This is a genomic window from Lysinibacillus sp. Ag94 (genome assembly GCF_023242215.1).
Taxonomy (GTDB): domain Bacteria; phylum Bacillota; class Bacilli; order Bacillales_A; family Planococcaceae; genus Lysinibacillus.
The window spans coordinates 3987512-4005098 of record NZ_CP096780.1 but is presented as its reverse complement, the minus strand read 5'-3'; the positions used below and the strand labels follow the sequence as shown (position 1 = coordinate 4005098).

Below are 17587 nucleotides of genomic sequence, written 5' to 3'. Positions count from 1 at the left end.
AAGAATAGCCTCGTATCACGCTTTGTGATACGAGGCTGTTTGTGTTTTAGGCGTTTTTATTAAGCATACGTAAGCCGTTTAAAATAACTAAAATAGTGCTTCCTTCATGTCCAATTACGCCAAGAGGTAAATCAACGACCTGTAAAAAGTTTGAAGCAATTAATAAAACGATAACGCCTATAGAGAAGAAAATGTTTTGTTTGATGATGCGTTGCATTTTACGTGATAAACGTACAGCATAGGCAATTTTTGATAAATCATTTTTCATTAAAACGACATCTGCTGTTTCTAAAGCAACATCTGTTCCTTCGCCCATCGCAATTCCGGTAGTTGCAGTTGCTAATGCAGGTGCATCATTAATACCGTCACCGACCATCCCTACAAATTTATGTTCAGAAAGGAGTCGTTTCATCTCAGTCACTTTTGTTTCAGGGAGACATTCTGCAACGTATTCTGTCACGCCTGCTTCTTTGGCAATTACCTTTGCAGTCTTTTCGTTGTCGCCCGTTAGCATGACAACATCAATGCCTAGCTCTTTTAGTAATGCTATTGCTTTTTTTGCTTCACTACGAACTGTATCTTTTAGGGCTGCCAATGCGACAATGCCATCTTTGTCACGAATGAAAATAACACTTTTTCCTTCTGAGGCAAGGCTTTCTGCTGCGCCATTTGCAAATTCGATTGCCTCATCTAGACCAACAAAGTCTGGTTTCCCAACAAGATATTCGACCTCATTAACGTTACCTTTGATACCCCAACCTGGAATATCTTCAATAGTCGCTTGAGGAAACTGTGTAATACCTTCTTTTCTTGCGAATAAAGTAATTGCTTGTGCGAGTGGGTGGTTCGATTGTGCTTCAATACCTGCAAGGATTGTTATTGCATGTTCACGGTCTAATCCTTCTCGAACGATAAAATCAGTAACGGTTGGTTTACCTTGTGTTAAAGTACCTGTTTTATCTACTGCTAATGCACGTAATACACCTAGATGCTCTAAATGTAAGCCTCCCTTGAATAATACACCGTGTTTTGCACCGTTTGAAATTGCTGCAAGTGTTGCTGGCATAATGGATGCCACAAGTGCGCATGGAGAAGCAACTACTAGGAGTACCATTGCACGATAGAAAGTTGTTGTCCAGTCCCAACCGAGAACGAAGTGAGGTAGAAACATCATAATGGCAACGGCAAGTAGCGCAATTTTCACGTAAGTACCTTCGAATTTTTCTATAAACTGTTGAGATGGAGATTTTTCACTCTGAGCACTTTGTACAAGTTGGATAATTTTTTGGAAAAGTGTTTCTGAATTTGGTTTTGTCATTTCCATCGTAATGGCGCCATTTAAGTTCACGGTACCTGCAAATACCTCGTCGCCTTCACGTTTCGCCACTGGGAGTGGTTCACCGCTTATTGCGGATTCATCGATAGAAGACTGTCCTTTGAAAATCACGCCGTCTGCTGGAATACGTTCACCAGGTTTTACGAGTAGGTGATCTCCAATTTGTAATGTAGAGATAGAAACTTTCATTGGTTCAAAGTTTCCTCGTACGAGCCAAGCTTCTTCGGGTTGTAAGTTCATGAGTGCAGAAATTTCACGATGACTTTTATTCATTGCGTATGTTTCCAGAGCGCCACTTACGGCAAAAATGAAAATTAGAATAGCGCCCTCTGTCCAATAACCGATTGCAGCTGAGCCAATTGCAGCTAATACCATTAATAGCTCGACATTAAGCTCTTTATTTTCAATGGTTTCTTCGATGCCTTCTTTTGCTTTAGCGAATCCGCCGACACAAAATGCAACTATATATAAAATAATAGAAGCTGTCGTTTGCCCGCTAGTATCTAAACGCCATGCAAGCAAAATAAAGAGACCCGCTATAAGGGCGGCAATTAATTCCGCATGCTCTTTTATTTTCTCAATTAAATTATAATTTTCTCGTTTAGAATATTCCACTTTTATTCCCCCTGATAATGAAAATCAATATCAAAACCCGTATAAATCAATGTATATAAACAATGTCTAATTGAAAATCGCTTTCGATTAGCTCCTCTCTAATTTAGAATTATTATAACAAAGGTATTTGGAAAAAGAAAGTAAGAAATTTGAAGGGACTTTTAAAGAGTAGGGATAAAAGCAGGCCGGGATTGAGATGGAGACACTTTGAGGGTTTTTAAAATAATTTTTGAACATAAGAAAAGCACAGTTATTCATAGGAATATTCTGTGCTTCTCAAACTTGTGCAGGCTTATCACTATAAAGTGGGGCAGATTTCCGTTCTGGCTATGCGCTTTCCTAAGGGCGTCTAGTCTTCACTTCAATCAACTGACATACGTTTTAATCAATGTCATACCTAACTTTTGTTGATGAGCCATAAATTATTAAGTTATAAATGGTTTTTGCATTACACCACAGCTTAAAAACTATGGTTACTATTCAACGCAATTAGAATACTCGTTCTGCGTGTAGGGCAAGTTTTTCTAGGGATGATTTGTCTACATCTGCGTGTAATGAGTTACCGTGAGAGTCCATTGTTACAACAGCCGTGAACTTCTCAACGTTTAAATGCCACATTGCTTCTGGAATACCGAATTCCATTAGGTCAACGCCTTCAACACCTTTAATGCAGTCTGCGTAGTATTGTGCAGCACCACCGATTGCATTTAAGTAAACGCCACCGTGCTCTTCTAAAGCAGCAAGTGTTTTTGGTCCCATACCGCCTTTACCAATTACAGCGCGGATACCGAATTTTTTCATGATGTCACCTTGGTATGGCTCCTCACGAATAGAAGTAGTTGGACCAGCTGCTTTAACTGTCCAGTTGCCTTCTTCGTCTTTTGCCATTACAGGGCCACAGTGATAAATAACTTGTCCATTTAGATCAACTGGAGCATCATGGCTCATTAAGTGATGGTGAATTGCGTCACGGCCAGTATACATACGACCCGTAATTGAAACAACGTCACCAACTTTTAGAGCTCGAATTTGTTCTTCAGTAATTGGTGCAGTAAGCTCTACTACATCTGTAGTAGTATCTTCTGTTGTTGCTGCAACTTCATCTTCTTTAAAAGTAATTTTTTCGCCTTCTTGGTAATGCCAGTTAATAATTTCACCAGTTTGAGGATTGATGTCCACAGCCATACGACGGTAAGCCCAGCAGTTATAAGCTACAGATACGTAGAATGATGCAGGGATACGGTGCATGACACCAATTTTACAGCCAAGTAATGTTGCTTCACCACCGAAGCCCATTGTACCGATACCGAATGTGTTTGCAGTTTTCACTACATATTCTTCTAATTTAGCAAGATCAGGATTTGGATTTGTATCTTCTACATGACGGAATAACTGTTCTTTTGCTAAGTCGTAGCCAGAAGAGCGGTCGCCACCGATACCTACACCGATGAAGCCTGCTGAACAGCCTTGTCCTTGTGCTTGGTATACTGAGTGAATAATACATTTACGGATACCATCTAAATCACGACCAGCGCGGCCAAGACCTTCAAGCTCACATGGTAGGCTATATTGAATGTTTTTGTTTTCACAGCCGCCACCTTTAAGGATTAACTTAATTGTAATATAGTCTTTTTCCCATTGTTCGAATTTCATAACAGGAAGACCATCACCAAGGTTATTACCACTGTTTGCGCCTGTTAATGAATCAACCGCATTTGGACGTAATTTTGCATCTGCAGTAGTATCATTAATCGCTTTTTTAATCGCTTCTTTAATTTCTAATTGGTTTACACCAACAGGCGTATAAATTTTGAATGTTGGTAGACCAGTATCTTGACAGATTGGTGATACATTATCTTCTGCCATAATAATATTATTTGAGATTGTGTCTAAGCTCATTGCAGCACGAGTACCAGCATTCTCAGCTTCTTTAGCTTTCTTAATTGCACGACGTACGTCTTTTGGTAGATTAGTAGATGTTTCAGTAATTAAATCGTAAAGACTTTTCTCCAAATTTTGGATATTCATTTAGTGTTGCCCCCCATAGAAAATTTGATTATTTCCACGATACATTATACTCTTTTCAACTAATGAAAAAAAGAGTTCAACTCATTGTGGTCGGAATTAAAGGTCTATTCTCAAAAAGAGGTATTTTAATGTGAAATTATGTAGCTATTATTTATTGAAGCTGTGCTGATCAAATTCCTATAAAGATTGCTAACAAAGAACATTTGTTCTATAATAAATTTAAAATTTCCTTTAGGAGGTAATATTATGAAGTTACTTAATTTACCCGAAGTATTTGAACAATATCGGACAATAATAGAAGAAACACTACAGCCTACTGTATTTATTGACACGGAAGAACGAAAAACATCTTTATTTGAAAGTAAGTTCGCAGGCGATCCGTATTTTCCGCTGACAATGGAATATCCGAAAAGTCCTGAGGGGCAACCATTAAAATTACTAGCGCAAATTAATTTTGCAAATGTATCGAAGCATTTACCGAATTTTCCTGAAGAGGGAATCTTACAGTTTTTTATTGATGGCTATGATGATGTATTAGGGATGGACTTTGACAATGGTCAAAATCAGGAGGGCTTCCGCGTTATTTTCCACGAACATATTGTTAGTGATGAGTCACAGTTACTACAAGATTTCTCATTTGTTGAAGTGAAAGAAGAATTATACTTTCCAGTGGAAAAAGAAATGGCATTGTCCTTTGAAGTGGGCTATGAACCATTATCGGCAAACGATTTTAGAAGTGAAAAACTCTATGCAAAGATACTTACTAATATAGAGGACAATGATAATTTAGTAGACTCATTTTTTGAGACTTTGAATAGTACGGGTCATAAAATCGGGGGATACCCATTCTTTACTCAGAATGACCCACGAGCTTATGGTGATTATACAGAGTCAACAATCTTATTGCTTCAGATTGACAGTATAGGTGATCATATTCTATGGGGAGATGTTGGAGTCGGCAACTTCTTCATTACAGAGGAAGAGCTAAAACGTAAAGATTTTAGTAAAGTTCTATATAATTGGGATTGCTATTAAATAACAAAAGATAAAAGCAAGTGGAGAGCTTTATGTCCACTTGCTTTTATCGGTTATTGTTCACGAGCATTAAATTGCTCCATTTTGTCTTCTAAATCATCCATCATTTGAATTAAACGATCGATATCCTCTAATTCAGTTGTTTCAGGATCTATTGCATCTAAAACTTCTAAAAACATTTCAAGACGCTCTTTTAAGTAGTTCATTTGCTGTTTTTTATCAGTGATTGGATTTGACATACATACACCTCATTTCATCCCCTTCATCTTAGCTGATTTGGGACTAAATTTCAATGTTTAGGTAAACACCTAGGACTTAGCGATTATTTTGCGAAAACCTATAGACTGAATATTTACAATATTGAAGGCGTGTGTTAAATTAATATTAAGAAAAAGTAAAGGAGCTGATTTGAAAAATCAAAAAAACTCTAACTCGAAAAGGAGGGAGTTTAAACAAGTACTCGGCCGATGTAAAAGCCGAAATTCGTGTTTATACAATTAAATGGAGATACGTGTTAGTTAGGCCTTAGCGTAAAATCACATGTGGTGAGCGCTAAGGCTTTTTGCTATGCTGTTATTTGGAAAAACGACTTGATGTTGGAGGAAATGATGACATACTTCTCAGATTACAGCAAAAAAAGGTTTGCCATTCTAGTGTTAATTGTATCTATTTCTGGCTTTTCACAAGGGATGCTATTACCGCTAATTTCAATTATTTTCGAACGTGATGGAGTATCCTCTGCGTTGAATGGATTGAACGCAACAGGTCTATACATAGGAACTTTATTAATCTCACCGTTTATCGAGCAGCCATTACGAAAATGGGGCTACAAAACCATTATTTTAATAGGCGGTTCACTTGTCTTCGCTTCACTGCTTGCATTTCCCTTATGGAAGAGTGTGACTTTTTGGTTTACCCTCCGCTTACTCATTGGGATTGGGGATCATGCATTACATTTTGCAACACAGACGTGGATTACAAGTACTACGGATCATAAAAGCTTAGGAAAAGGTATGGCCATTTACGGCTTGTCCTTTAGTACAGGTTTTGCGGTTGGTCCTTTGATGGTGAAGCTTATACAAGTTTCAGAAGCATTACCGTTTATTGTGTCCTCGATTATGTGCTTATTAGCATGGGCTTTTGTCTTCCTTTTACAAAATGAAAAACCAGAGAGATTAACGGGAGACTTGCATGCAAGGGGGTGGCATCGTTATAAAATGGCTATTGCATTCGCGTGGCTTGCATTTTTAGGGCCATTTGTTTATGGGTTTTTAGAATCTTCTTTAAATGCCTTGTTCCCAGTTTATGCGTTACGAAAAGGTTTCGACGTGGATATGATTCCTATTATTTTATCAGTCTTTACATTTGGTGGGATTTTGACACAAGTACCACTTGGAGCTATAGGGGATAAAGTAGGACGACGCAATGTCTTGCTGATAGGTTCATTCGGTGGGGCTGTTATTTTTGGCATTGCAAGTTTTGTAGAGCATTCACAAATCGCAGTAGCTGTAGCATTTTTCTTTACAGGTACATTAGTCGGTTCGATGTTTTCATTAGGTATTACTTTTATGGCTGACTTAACACCAAAGGAGTTACTACCAACAGGAAATCTGCTTTGCGGTATTGCTCTTAGTATCGGTAGTTTAACAGGACCATTTTTAGGGGGCATTTATTTAGAATATGTAAATTACAGCTTCCTTTTATTAGTGGCGATGCTTTTGCTAGCTATAGCCATTGTTTTATTAGTATTTGGGCGAAATAAAAATAAGCGACCAGTGTCAATATAAGGGGGATCGTTTTTCCTTGAAGCGGAAAAAAGAGAGTCAGCCCGGAGACTTTTGAGTAGTATAAGTTTAGACAAAATAAAAGAGCGGGGCTCATCTTCCCGCTCATAAAACAAAAAAACGCCCAGCAAATCCGTGCTGTTATGGCGTTCTTTGCGTGACAAGGATGTTCCGTCCAAGTCACATAGGTTTGGCACCTAGAATAATATTATACAGACAAGTTAACATAAAATCAAATAATATTTGTAGATAGGGATCTCTATATAATAGAAGAACACTAACAGATGAATTATAATGAGAAGATATTGTCGATCCACCGTGCATTAACAGAATTAAAGGCGCTAAGATTTTAAAGGGCGTCACTCATTTTTTGAGGACGCCCGTTTTCATTACTTATTTTTCAACACAAGCTTCGCCACACACTCCACCTGAATAGAATGTTTTTGTAACATATATTAATACGATTTAAAACGCCCAATCTATGATAATATTGTCATTGGAAACGATTATTTTATTGATTAGTTTGGCGACTAACAATCGTTTCTGTTCTGTCTCCTCGTTATCCCAATTAAATGTGGTTAACTGGGAGACCGTTTTTCTTATTTCATCAAAATTATTGGGAACGTGTTCGCTTTTTAACTCGACTATATGTTGTTTTACTTTTTTCTTTTCTTCATTTAGAGCATCTATTTTTTCGCTCATTATTTCTAAAGGAACCTTGTTTAAACTGTATAAATCAACTAGCTTAGATATTTGCTTATCGAGATTTTGTATTTCGTTTTCAAGTGTATTTATTTTGGTTGAAACCTCGCTCATATCACCAAGGCGATAATTTTCTACAAAGCCCATGTTAATTTTCTTTATTTCATCAATAATGTATTGTTCAAGTATTTGTTTTTTTTCATGTGTTTTTTCACAACGTTCAACTTTCTTTAGATATTCACGGGCGTTTTGTCTAGAATAGCATGAGTAATAACGCATTGGACTGCCATTTTTCAATTTGCCTCCTGATCTACCAGTCATTCTAGCTCCACAATGACCACAGTAGAGCAAACCTGATAAAAGATATTTTTTTCTTGCTGGGTCAGAGGTACTTGCTCGTTTCTTTAATAAGTCCTGTGCTTGATTAAATCGATCTACAGAAATAATGGGTGTATGTTCGCCTTTAAAAAGTTCGCCTTTATGTTTTATTTTGCCTATATAAATAGGGTTTAAAAGAATGTTTCGTACAGTAGTTTCAGATTTAACGACATTGGGATACTTTTTAAGTGCCAACTTAAATATTGCATTAAGACCAGTTCCTTTAAGGTATTCATCAAATATCGTTTTGACACACTCGGCCTGATATTCGTTGATTATGAGTTGACCATCTATATAATCATAACCTTTAACTGTTCGTGATTCTCCGCCACCACCATGCCATTTTCCTTCTTTTGCACGTTCCTCTTTTCCCATTATGGTACGTTCTCTAATTTGTTCACGCTCTAATTGAGCAAACACTGATAATATACCAATCATAGCTCGACCGAAAGGTGTAGAGGTATCAAAAGATTCATTCATACTAACAAAATCAACGGCGTTCTTTAAAAACACATCTTCTATTAAGAACAATGTGTCTTTTTGCGATCTGCTTAATCTATCTAGCTTATATACCAACACAAGGTCAGCGGCACCTAATTCAACTTGTTTAATCATTTCTTGTAAAGCAGGGCGATTCATATTTGAACCGGAATAACCTGGATCAATATAAGTTTTTACCACAGTATAATTTTTCGCTTTTGCGTATGCGTGTAAGCGTTCTTCCTGAGCGCCTACTGAATAGCCTTCTTTGGCTTGTTCTATAGTAGATACTCTGATATAAAGAAATACTCTGAGTGATGCTTTATCATCCACAATAATCCTCCTAGGTAATAGAAAAGAGCGAGACATATGAGCCTGCTCTTTTCGGTGATTAATCTTTAGCGCTAAATATTAATTATAAGTTAGTACCATAATATATGATTTTTCCATATATTTTTAAATCATTCATGGCATCTATAGGTATCGGAATGTCTTTAAAGCTGCTATCAGTTGATTCAGATTTAAAGAGAACATAACCATCAAGATCATTAGGGGCAAACCTTTTAAGAGAAAATTCATTGTTGTAACTAAATATAACAATGTCTCCATCTTTATATTGGTCAAGTTCTAATGGTTTTGCTACGACTAAACTTCCATGCTGTATTACTTTATTCATGGATTCGCCATTTACAATCATTCCGAATAACCTAGAGCAATTTTTGTAATTGCCCAGCATCTGCTTTGGTAAGGCGATAAATTCAACATCATCAACTGTTACACCATCTACTGTAGACAATGCTCCAGCAAAAATTGAACCGTAAAGAGGTAGATTATATGTTGGTAATGAGATGGATAGTAACTGTTCTTCAGGGATTTGAACTAAGTCCAAATCAATTAATTCGCTGGGTGAAACTTTAAAGTAATGAGCAATGTAGTGTAAATCTTTGCCCTTTGGTTCAGCTCCGTTTTCCCATCTAGAGATAGTGCTCTTATTAACTGATAAACCATAATGTTTATGCAGTTCATTAACCAGCTCCTCCATAGACAATCCTTTATCTTCACGTAATTTTTTTAACTTGTGTTGAAAAGCCATTATGTGCACCTCCTTTCATAAATTATTATATCTTGTTTGTTGCGAATTTGCAACTATGTTGATTTTTGTTGGTTTTTGTATTGACAATGCAACAAAGCGGTTATAGAATACGAGTTAAGAAGTTGCAAAAACGCAACGATGGAGGTGGTCTTATATGCCAGTAGAAGGATATCCCAGACTTAAAACTTATTTGGCGCAGAATAATATCACGCAGGATGAAATTGCAGAATTATTAAAAATGAGCCGTACAAAGGTCAACACAATACTAAATGGTAAAAGAAATGCTGATTTTCTTATGTCAGAGATAATCATTTTGGCCCAACATTTTGATTGGGATAAACATGATATAGATAAGTTTTTTTTTAACCTTTGCGTTGCGTAAATGCAACGGCGGGGAACTGAGTTAAAAGTAAGTTTAATCTCAATGCGCTGTGATACCGAGCCAATGACGGTATAGTATTCGGATTTATAGCTTATATGACGGTAGCAACGTCAAACAATCTCTAGAGGGAGTGAAGAGGATGTTAAGTTCTAAAAAAATTATTAATAGAGATAAGAACGGGAACGTCATCGAGGATCTATCTAAAGTGAAGTTACCACAAGAACTAGAAATTAGCATTTTTAAAATTTTAAATCCTGAACTAAGAATTCAAGAAGTGAAGTTTGTTTCTTAAATTATTCCATATGAAAGAAGAGGTTAAAAATATGAAATTACAACCAGCAAGTGAAATGAGTAAAGTGGCAGATGAAAACTACGAAAAATTTAAACAAAGTGTTTTAGATAGTGAGGAATTTGAAGATTTAATCACTGGAATTAAAGAAGCGGCCGACGGTGGACAAAAAACATTTTTGTTCAATATTTGCACAATGAGTGATCCTCGTATTGTGGATATTTTCGAATCTGAATTAACTGAAGCTGGATACAAAGTAAAGTGTGGTCTATTCAATTTAAATGCCATGCAAATTACATGGTGATATCAGAAAGGGATGAAAGAAGATGCTAGAGCAATTACAAACTGCATTCGGACAAGTGTTGAAAAACCTAGTGTTTGTGGATTTTGCTAATAAAAAAGTGATTGCAAGTGGTGGTCTTAGAGATCTAGAAATAGAACTTGCAAAAGAAAAAGCTTGCCGTAAGGATTTAATAACAGTAATTAATCACCACTTTAAAAACGGGGATTTGGTTTTAGCGATAGAGTTGATTGATGCTCTGTCAAAACGAGCTGATTACATCAAAAAAATGGAAAATCAGGTTGAAGCACATCGAAGAAACAAATTATTCGAGATTGCTAGTCAGTTCGAATTTGGGAATGTTTCGGTGGTGAGTTGCGATGCAAATCCAAGTTGAAGGCATAAAAAAACTGCTTAATCGCTCCACCGATTAAACAGCATGTAAATCTTGAAAACTTACTAATCTCAATCGCTAACTACTGCATATAGTTAGTGACCTTTAAACCTTTGCCGTACTTATGAGAGGTACGGCTTTATTTGACTATTGCCAAACACCTTATTGCTAGTATAGCAACCTTCATGGCAACCAGTCAATTAGCGTCCTTGTAATAGATATTAGGTTTACGACCATACTCGAAAATTAACAAGGATACTAGATTATTAACACATCGGGAGAGAGTAGCCATGAAGAATGAAAAGTATAAGGTTAAACACGTTTTAGCAGCATACGAAGAAGCATTCAATGAATCGGAACTTACGAAAATGCACGAAGATAGCTTACTAGATAAAGTGATTGCGGGATATCGAGTGAAAAGTATTTGGAGTGGTGATGTTTTAGAGGTAGAGGCGTACCCGTATTGGAAGATACCTCAAGAGAAACGTGTAAAGAGGGATAAAAACAGCAGTAAGGCACAAGAAAGATTAAATGAAAAGAACAGGCAGAAGCATGTAGCAAGATTAATTAATACGAATTTTCGAGATTATCGCGATTTATATATGACATACACATATTCGGACAAGTATGTACCTGAAGACTATGAGCAAGCAAAAAGAGATATGACAAATCTAGTAAGGCGTATGAAACGTTGGCTAAAGAAACAGGAGAAGTATGAAGGTTTTGAGTTGAAATATATTTATTCAACTGAACATACAAGAAACGGCGAAAAAGTGCGCGCACATCATCACATGGTAACAAACTTCCCGGATAGGGAGGTTGCGGAAGAACTGTGGAATAGAGGGCGAGCTAATTCAAAACGTTTGAAAGCGGATGATCTTGGGTTTACGAAATTAGGGGAGTACCTTGTTAAGGAGAAGGGTCCAAAAACTGCAAAAGGCTATACACCTAGTCGTAATTTAAAACAGCCAAAGGTGACGGTTTCAGACACAAAGTTAACACGAAGACGTGCAGCCAAAATAGCAACAGAAGAAATAGGTGCACAAGAGATCTTTGAAAAAATGTATAAAAATTATCAGTTCAAACAAATGGAAGTGTCATTTTCGGAATACGTAAGTGGTGCATATATAAATGTGTACATGAAGCGGATTGACAAACCAATAAATCACAAAAGGAGAACAACATATGACGATGAAGATAATCAGCATTATTAATTTGAAGGGTGGGGTAGCAAAGACTATTTCAGCTATCAATATTGCCTACACATTAGTAAAAGTACATGGAAAAAGGGTGTTACTCATTGACAACGATAAACAAGGGAATACCTCTAAATTTTTCGGTTTGCATAGCTATGAGGATAAAAGTTTAGCAGATCTGCTGACAGATAAAGATTGCAGCATAGAGAGCGTTATTAAACCTACAGCATACGAAGGGTTGGACATTATTCCTGCAAATATGAATCTGTTACGTGCTAATAAAGAGATTTTACTAGATGTTTCCCGTCCGCAGCAAACACGACTACGTAAAGCCTTATCGCGGTTAACTAATGCATACAAGAACGAATACGATTATTGCATTATCGACAATGCGCCAGACATTAACATGACGGTTATTAATGCTCTTGTGGCTTCTGATGATGTTTTAGTACCAATTAAGGTGGATAAGTTCGCATTTGATGGTTTAGAGCTACTGGTGGAGCAAATAGAAGACGTAAAAGAATTTAATGAAAATATCAATTTCAAAGGCTGCTTTATTACGATGTTCCAGAAAAACGGTGTAAACGTTCAGGGATGCGAATATTTGTTTTCATCCACAAGTTATCCACTTTTCCATACTATGGTAAGAAAAACAGTGAAGGTTGATGAAACGACATTCGTCGGCAAACCGCTATTGGATTACAAGAAGTCAACTGCTGGACAAGACTATGAAAAATTGGTCGAAGAATACCTACAAATGTGTTAGTTTCGGACACAAAAAAGGGGGTACGGACACATGAAATTCAATCTAAGTCAGTTGATGAATGATAAATCTAAAGAAGCGGTAGAAAAGGAAGTACTTGCTTTCAAAATAGAACACATTCCGATTGAACGGTTACGGCCATCAAAAAAGAATAAATACATTGTAGAAGATGTAGAAGAGTTAAAAGCAAGTATTGAATTAATGGGGCTTCAACAAAATTTATTGGTACGTGAAGCAAAAGATGGATTTGAAGTCATAAGTGGTCACCGTAGATTGAAGGCTATGCAAGAGTTGTGTGCGGAAGGAAATGAACAATTTAAAAAGATTCCATGTAAGATTATGAAAACGGTAGACGACATTCAAGCTGAATTGCAACTAATACTAGCAAATTCGACAGCTAGGGAATTAACTGATGCTGAAAAAACATATCAAGCAGCAAGACTGCAGGAGTTACTAACGGATCTAAAGAAAAGTGGCTATCCAATATCGGGGCGAAAGCGTGAAATCGTTGCACAGCTCATGAAAGTATCGCCTACACAAGTTGCCCGCATGGAAAGTATTGATAAAAAGTTAGCGCCTGAATTAAAAGAGGAATTTAGCAAAGAAAACATTAATATCACCACTGCATATGAACTATCTCGACTTCCAAAAGAACGACAACAAGAAGCTGTTCAAGAATACAAAGAAGGTAAGACACTAACACCATCTGTTGCTAAAGAGAAGCGACAGGAAGTCATTGAGTCGGAACAAAAGGAAAAGCCCATGACGCATGAGTTAGATAGTTATATTGAACAGTTTGAGGACATAGTAAAAGGCTTGAAGACATTTATGTGCGGCTTTGATAACAGGAGCTTTCGAGTAGGTGACATTTTAAAAATAAATGAATATGATCGTGACGCAATTCTGTACACAGGGAGGTTTGTCGAAGTGAGGGTCACTTACTTACAACAGGGAGGAGAAAACGGACTTCCAGAAGATTTTATTATCATGAGTATTAAAAAAATAAGGTAGAGGTGATTCCGTTGATACAACATGAACCGTATGAAGAGGTATCAATGTATATCTGCAACACACCACTAGTTATAAACATTTTGGATAACAACACTCTTGCTGGAAAAGAAGCGGTTGTAATAGCTGGTTCCAAGTGGCGTAGAGATGATAAGCAAAAGCGCGGTCTAAGTACCGTGCACTTGCTTAACTTATCGGGCAAAGTAAATGAAGAAATTTTATGGCTTGAGATTGAAGAACAAGTTTTAGAAAAGCACTTCCTAAGAATCTAAAGGGGATGAAATAAAGTGAAAACACATAAGCGACATTATTCACGAAGTCACGCTAACAGAGGTGCAAAGCTAGAAATGCTAGTAGAAATGACAAATAACCAATATCGCAATGCTTGGTTAGCGGATATTAGAAAAATACCTACGCCAGTGAAGATTTTAAATAAGGATGGAAACAAGGTAACAGGACATCTTGATACACCGACATGGGTTGACTATAGCGGGATTTATGAAGGGTATTCAATCATCTTTGACGCAAAGGAAACAAAGTTAAAACGTTTCCCTTTGAAAAACATATCACCACATCAATATCAGCAATTGAAATCATGGAATAAGCATGGAGCAGTTGCATTTTTATTAGTGGCTTTTTGGTTGGAAGGTAAAAATGAACCGGAAATTTATGTGTTGCGTTTCGAACAGTTAGAAGCAGTATATGAAAACCAAAATGCTGGACGAGGTTCTAAATCTATATCACTCGATTTCTTTAGAGAAAACTGTGAACGTGTGAAATCAGATAATGGCATTCCTATTGATTATTTAACAGCTCTCAATTTAGACCAGTCGAAAAAGTTAGTACAGCAATAATGAAGAGGTGAATAGTGATGAGTGAAAATTATTGGAGTTCTAAAAATGGTGGATATATCAAGTGTCCTGTCGAAGGATGCAATCATATAGGTATTATCGTCACAGCAGCACACTGTCGATTGGAACATGGTATGACACGCGAAGAAGTGCGGGAGAAATATGGTCTTCCACAAACTGTATTGAAACTTAATCGGAAACAGAATAAAAGTTTGAAAGGAAAAGAGAATGCGAGGGGAGATCACTAATGATAGATATTAGAACCAAGCGAATGGTTAAAACGCGAAAAGAGCATACGTGCTTTGGGTGTACAGAAACCATAGAAAAAGGTAAAAGTGCAGTATCTTGTAATGCTAAGCAAGACGATCAGCATATGAATTTTCATTTGCATGAGGAATGTAACAAAACAATCGTGAAGGATAATTGGTTTTCCGGAAGCGGTCTTTATTATGGTTGTATTAAAGATACAAAGAAGACTATAGAAGATGTAAAAAATATTAAATTCAGTCCTGATGAAGCGTTACCTTTCAATATGATGAAATTTACCAGGGCGGAGGTATAAATGAAATTTAAAAAATGGTTGTCTTTGCCGTTGGAACAGCGATTGATGATAATTAGCAACGCAATTTATTCGAATGGAATTTTTAAAAGATGAATATCTGAAAGTGTGATGAATGTTCTAAAAATATTGTTCGATGGAGGTTGGTATATTGCAGACAGTAAAAATATTGTTTCAAATTTTATTTATTATGTATTGGGTTGTTCTTGGGTTATTAATTTTATTTAAAATTTACACACCTCCAAGATCCATTTTAGCAACAGCTTTTATTATGACTGGAATATTAATGGCCTTATTAATATTCGCTAGAATGCCAATAACAAAGGTGTATATCCACAATCATTGAGGATTGTTTGAAATATAAGAGAAAGTAACTGAACAATAGTGAAGAAAATGATGGTTAATTAATGGAGGTGTAAAAATGAATAATCTTAGCGCAGAGGATTTAGCAACTATAGCAAAGGTTGCAATTGGTGAATTTACTGCATTACAGCAAGAAGAGCAGAATAAAAAAATAGATAGGCGATTATTTAATACTAGGTTATTGCTAAAAAATTACCGTAGATTCAAAGAACGTTGTGAGAAATTAATAGAAGTAAATGAAGTAAAAGTTGAGGAAGATCCTTTTATTGAAATAGGAGGGCAATATCTTTCGATTGAGTCATTAACTAAAAGTAGCGCACGTACTTTAAATTTGATGCTCTTTATTGATAAAATGCTTGATTTCTATAAAAGTGATTGCGAGCGAAAAGGAAAAGGAGCTATACGAAAATATGAAACGTTAATGCATTATTACATCTACGATGAAAAAAAGACATATGATGATATAGCGGGATTAAATGATGTAGACGAACGTACTGTTAGAAGGGATTTAAAAGAAGCGGTATACGCAGTATCAGTATTGATATTTGGTGTTGATGGATTACGAATACAACTGTAATGTCAAAAAAGTGCCCTTTTTTATGTTATTCAAATATTTTATAGTGTATATGTAGAGTAATTGAATTTACTTTACAACATAAGTCTTCCAACTAGTATAACAACTTAATAGACGTTTGCTGAAACGTCAACACTACAGAGTCACACTTAACAAAGTGTGGCTTTTTATTTTGTCTGAAAAGAGGACAAATGAAAGGAGTGATAAGTTTGCTTGGATTGATAATCACTTTTGCGTTAGTAGGAGCTTTAGTCGAATTACCTTTCTCTATTTGGAGAGTAAAGGAGACGCGAAAGAAAATTGATGCATCTTATGTTGATGGTTTTCGTGAAGGAGCTAATTACATTAAAGAGATTTATGAACGGCAGTCGTAGTAATACGGCTTTTTATTGTGCCTGAAAAGAGGACATATGAAAGGAGTGATTAAATGAAATCGCCTTTAACTAGATATTACTGCATGTCAAAAGAATGTGACTATGAAGAAACAAATCACAAACTCCTTGAAGGCACTAATTGTCCAAAATGCAAAGGACCAGTTATGTCACAAAGAGTAAAGAAAGATAAATCAGCAACAGGAACAATCAATATCAATAATATATTTGCATTGAGTAATTGGACATTATCAGAAGGACGATTCTTTACAAGCTTACAAGTTGCAGTCGATGCAAGTAACGAATTTGAATCGACAAATGATGTAGCAATTATTGAAATGGAATTACAAGGTAATGAGTTTGTAGAAGTTAAACGATATGAATCGAATGGTGAGTTGATTGAAACAGACGAGGAAGGAGCTATTAAAAATGAAAGTACCGATTCGCACAACAGTTAACGGCACTGAATACTGGTGCACAGATGACAAGAAAACATTATTCGTACCTGTAGGTGAGCAGCCATTATTTGAAGTAACTGAGAGTCCTACAACAATGTTGCATAAAGGTGAAACAGTTAAGCCTTTAGATGAACCAGTAATTAATTTAGATGGTATGACTGGTACACAGCTAAGAGAGTTTGCTGCAGAAAACAATATCGAAGTACCAGGTAATCTAAAGAAGGTTGATGCAATCCGAGATTATATCGAAGAACAGTTAGCGGCTGATGCAGAATGAAATATTGTAGTGAACAAGGATGTCGACAGTTAATAAGCAAGGGTCGGTATTGTGATAAGCATAGAAGAAAGAAACGGAATGTAGGTGCCAGCAATAAGCCGTTCTATGGTACGGATGCATGGAAGGATTTAAAAGCGTTTTGTTATCAACGAGACAAAGGAAGATGCACACGATGTAATAAGTTTGTATTTGGTAAGACAGCACAGCATCATCACATCATACCTATCAATGTTAGGCCTGACCTAAAGCTTAATGCTGATAACGTGACAACACTATGTCCTAAGTGTCACATGATCGTTGAGAATGAGACAAAATCAAATACAAAATATAAATTTAATTGGTGATTAATAAGCGATAGCCCCCCTATCAAA

24 protein-coding genes are annotated in these 17587 nt (G+C 36.4%); 19 read left to right on the top strand and 5 right to left on the bottom strand.

Going from position 1 to position 17587, the window contains the following annotated elements:
- Nucleotides 1-46: 46 nt before the first annotated feature.
- Together MY533_RS18895 and MY533_RS18890 are read right to left on the bottom strand one after the other, a co-directional pair.
- Nucleotides 47-1951 (bottom strand): heavy metal translocating P-type ATPase, encoded by a 1905-nt coding sequence (locus tag MY533_RS18895; RefSeq protein WP_248717165.1) that lies wholly within the window; start codon nt 1949-1951, stop codon nt 47-49.
- A gap of 489 nt (nt 1952-2440) precedes the next feature.
- Nucleotides 2441-3979, bottom strand: coding sequence for a fumarate hydratase (locus tag MY533_RS18890; protein WP_132363354.1), 1539 nt, complete (start codon nt 3977-3979; stop codon nt 2441-2443).
- 246 nt (nt 3980-4225) lie between these two features.
- On the opposite strand from MY533_RS18890, the gene MY533_RS18885 reads away from it, so the two are divergent.
- Complete coding sequence (locus tag MY533_RS18885) at nt 4226-5014, top strand: YwqG family protein (protein WP_248717164.1); 789 nt, start codon at nt 4226-4228, stop codon at nt 5012-5014.
- A gap of 53 nt (nt 5015-5067) precedes the next feature.
- Here MY533_RS18885 and MY533_RS18880 read toward each other — a convergent pair whose 3' ends face one another.
- Nucleotides 5068-5253 (bottom strand): SE1561 family protein, encoded by a 186-nt coding sequence (locus MY533_RS18880; RefSeq protein WP_049668848.1) that lies wholly within the window; start codon nt 5251-5253, stop codon nt 5068-5070.
- A 369-nt stretch (nt 5254-5622) separates the two neighbouring features.
- On the opposite strand from MY533_RS18880, the gene MY533_RS18875 reads away from it, so the two are divergent.
- Nucleotides 5623-6801, top strand: coding sequence for an MFS transporter (locus tag MY533_RS18875; RefSeq protein ID WP_248719244.1), 1179 nt, complete (start codon nt 5623-5625; stop codon nt 6799-6801).
- 462 nt (nt 6802-7263) lie between these two features.
- Here the strand turns inward: MY533_RS18875 and MY533_RS18870 are convergent, their stop codons facing one another.
- Both MY533_RS18870 and MY533_RS18865 read right to left on the bottom strand, forming a co-directional pair.
- Nucleotides 7264-8691: a recombinase family protein gene (locus tag MY533_RS18870; protein ID WP_248717163.1), complete on the bottom strand. Its 1428-nt coding sequence runs from the start codon at nt 8689-8691 to the stop codon at nt 7264-7266.
- An 82-nt stretch (nt 8692-8773) separates the two neighbouring features.
- Complete coding sequence (locus tag MY533_RS18865; RefSeq protein ID WP_248717162.1) at nt 8774-9451, bottom strand: LexA family protein; 678 nt, start codon at nt 9449-9451, stop codon at nt 8774-8776.
- 154 nt (nt 9452-9605) lie between these two features.
- Between MY533_RS18865 and MY533_RS18860 the strand changes: the two genes are divergently transcribed.
- The 17 genes from MY533_RS18860 (at nt 9606) to MY533_RS18780 (ending at nt 17560) form a co-directional block, all read left to right on the top strand.
- On the top strand, nt 9606-9833 hold the full coding sequence (locus tag MY533_RS18860; protein ID WP_248717161.1) for a helix-turn-helix domain-containing protein: 228 nt from the start codon (nt 9606-9608) through the stop codon (nt 9831-9833).
- Nucleotides 9834-9972: 139 nt separating this feature from the next.
- Nucleotides 9973-10125, top strand: a complete 153-nt coding sequence (locus tag MY533_RS18855) for a hypothetical protein (RefSeq protein WP_248717160.1) — start codon at nt 9973-9975, stop codon at nt 10123-10125.
- A gap of 31 nt (nt 10126-10156) precedes the next feature.
- Nucleotides 10157-10426 (top strand): hypothetical protein, encoded by a 270-nt coding sequence (locus MY533_RS18850; protein WP_248717159.1) that lies wholly within the window; start codon nt 10157-10159, stop codon nt 10424-10426.
- Nucleotides 10427-10448: 22 nt separating this feature from the next.
- Nucleotides 10449-10799 carry a hypothetical protein gene (locus MY533_RS18845; RefSeq protein ID WP_248717158.1) on the top strand — a complete coding sequence of 117 codons (351 nt, stop codon included), beginning with the start codon at nt 10449-10451 and terminating at the stop codon, nt 10797-10799.
- 287 nt (nt 10800-11086) lie between these two features.
- Nucleotides 11087-12010 (top strand): rolling circle replication-associated protein, encoded by a 924-nt coding sequence (locus MY533_RS18840; protein WP_248717157.1) that lies wholly within the window; start codon nt 11087-11089, stop codon nt 12008-12010.
- Nucleotides 11982-12758 carry a ParA family protein gene (locus MY533_RS18835; RefSeq protein ID WP_248717156.1) on the top strand — a complete coding sequence of 259 codons (777 nt, stop codon included), beginning with the start codon at nt 11982-11984 and terminating at the stop codon, nt 12756-12758. Before MY533_RS18840 ends, MY533_RS18835 begins: the two co-directional genes overlap by 29 nt.
- Nucleotides 12759-12788: 30 nt before the next feature.
- Entirely contained in the window at nt 12789-13766 is a 978-nt protein-coding gene (locus tag MY533_RS18830) for a ParB/RepB/Spo0J family partition protein (RefSeq protein WP_248717155.1), read from the top strand.
- Nucleotides 13767-13777: 11 nt separating this feature from the next.
- A complete protein-coding gene (locus MY533_RS18825; protein WP_248717154.1) occupies nt 13778-14035 on the top strand; it encodes a hypothetical protein in 258 nt (85 codons plus the stop codon).
- A gap of 15 nt (nt 14036-14050) precedes the next feature.
- Nucleotides 14051-14617 carry a Holliday junction resolvase RecU gene (locus tag MY533_RS18820; RefSeq protein WP_248717153.1) on the top strand — a complete coding sequence of 189 codons (567 nt, stop codon included), beginning with the start codon at nt 14051-14053 and terminating at the stop codon, nt 14615-14617.
- A 17-nt stretch (nt 14618-14634) separates the two neighbouring features.
- A complete protein-coding gene (locus MY533_RS18815; RefSeq protein WP_248717152.1) occupies nt 14635-14862 on the top strand; it encodes a MucR family transcriptional regulator in 228 nt (75 codons plus the stop codon).
- Nucleotides 14862-15176, top strand: coding sequence for a hypothetical protein (locus MY533_RS18810; protein ID WP_248717151.1), 315 nt, complete (start codon nt 14862-14864; stop codon nt 15174-15176). Before MY533_RS18815 ends, MY533_RS18810 begins: the two co-directional genes overlap by 1 nt.
- Before the next feature lie 148 nt (nt 15177-15324).
- Nucleotides 15325-15519, top strand: a complete 195-nt coding sequence (locus MY533_RS18805; RefSeq protein WP_248717150.1) for a hypothetical protein — start codon at nt 15325-15327, stop codon at nt 15517-15519.
- Nucleotides 15520-15594: 75 nt separating this feature from the next.
- A complete protein-coding gene (locus MY533_RS18800) occupies nt 15595-16113 on the top strand; it encodes a hypothetical protein (protein WP_248717149.1) in 519 nt (172 codons plus the stop codon).
- Between the two features lie 206 nt (nt 16114-16319).
- Nucleotides 16320-16484 carry a hypothetical protein gene (locus MY533_RS18795; RefSeq protein ID WP_248717148.1) on the top strand — a complete coding sequence of 55 codons (165 nt, stop codon included), beginning with the start codon at nt 16320-16322 and terminating at the stop codon, nt 16482-16484.
- A gap of 53 nt (nt 16485-16537) precedes the next feature.
- Nucleotides 16538-16939 (top strand): hypothetical protein, encoded by a 402-nt coding sequence (locus MY533_RS18790; protein ID WP_248717147.1) that lies wholly within the window; start codon nt 16538-16540, stop codon nt 16937-16939.
- Nucleotides 16911-17216: a hypothetical protein gene (locus MY533_RS18785; RefSeq protein WP_248717146.1), complete on the top strand. Its 306-nt coding sequence runs from the start codon at nt 16911-16913 to the stop codon at nt 17214-17216. Before MY533_RS18790 ends, MY533_RS18785 begins: the two co-directional genes overlap by 29 nt.
- Nucleotides 17213-17560: an HNH endonuclease gene (locus tag MY533_RS18780; protein WP_248717145.1), complete on the top strand. Its 348-nt coding sequence runs from the start codon at nt 17213-17215 to the stop codon at nt 17558-17560. Before MY533_RS18785 ends, MY533_RS18780 begins: the two co-directional genes overlap by 4 nt.
- Nucleotides 17561-17587: the final 27 nt, after the last annotated feature.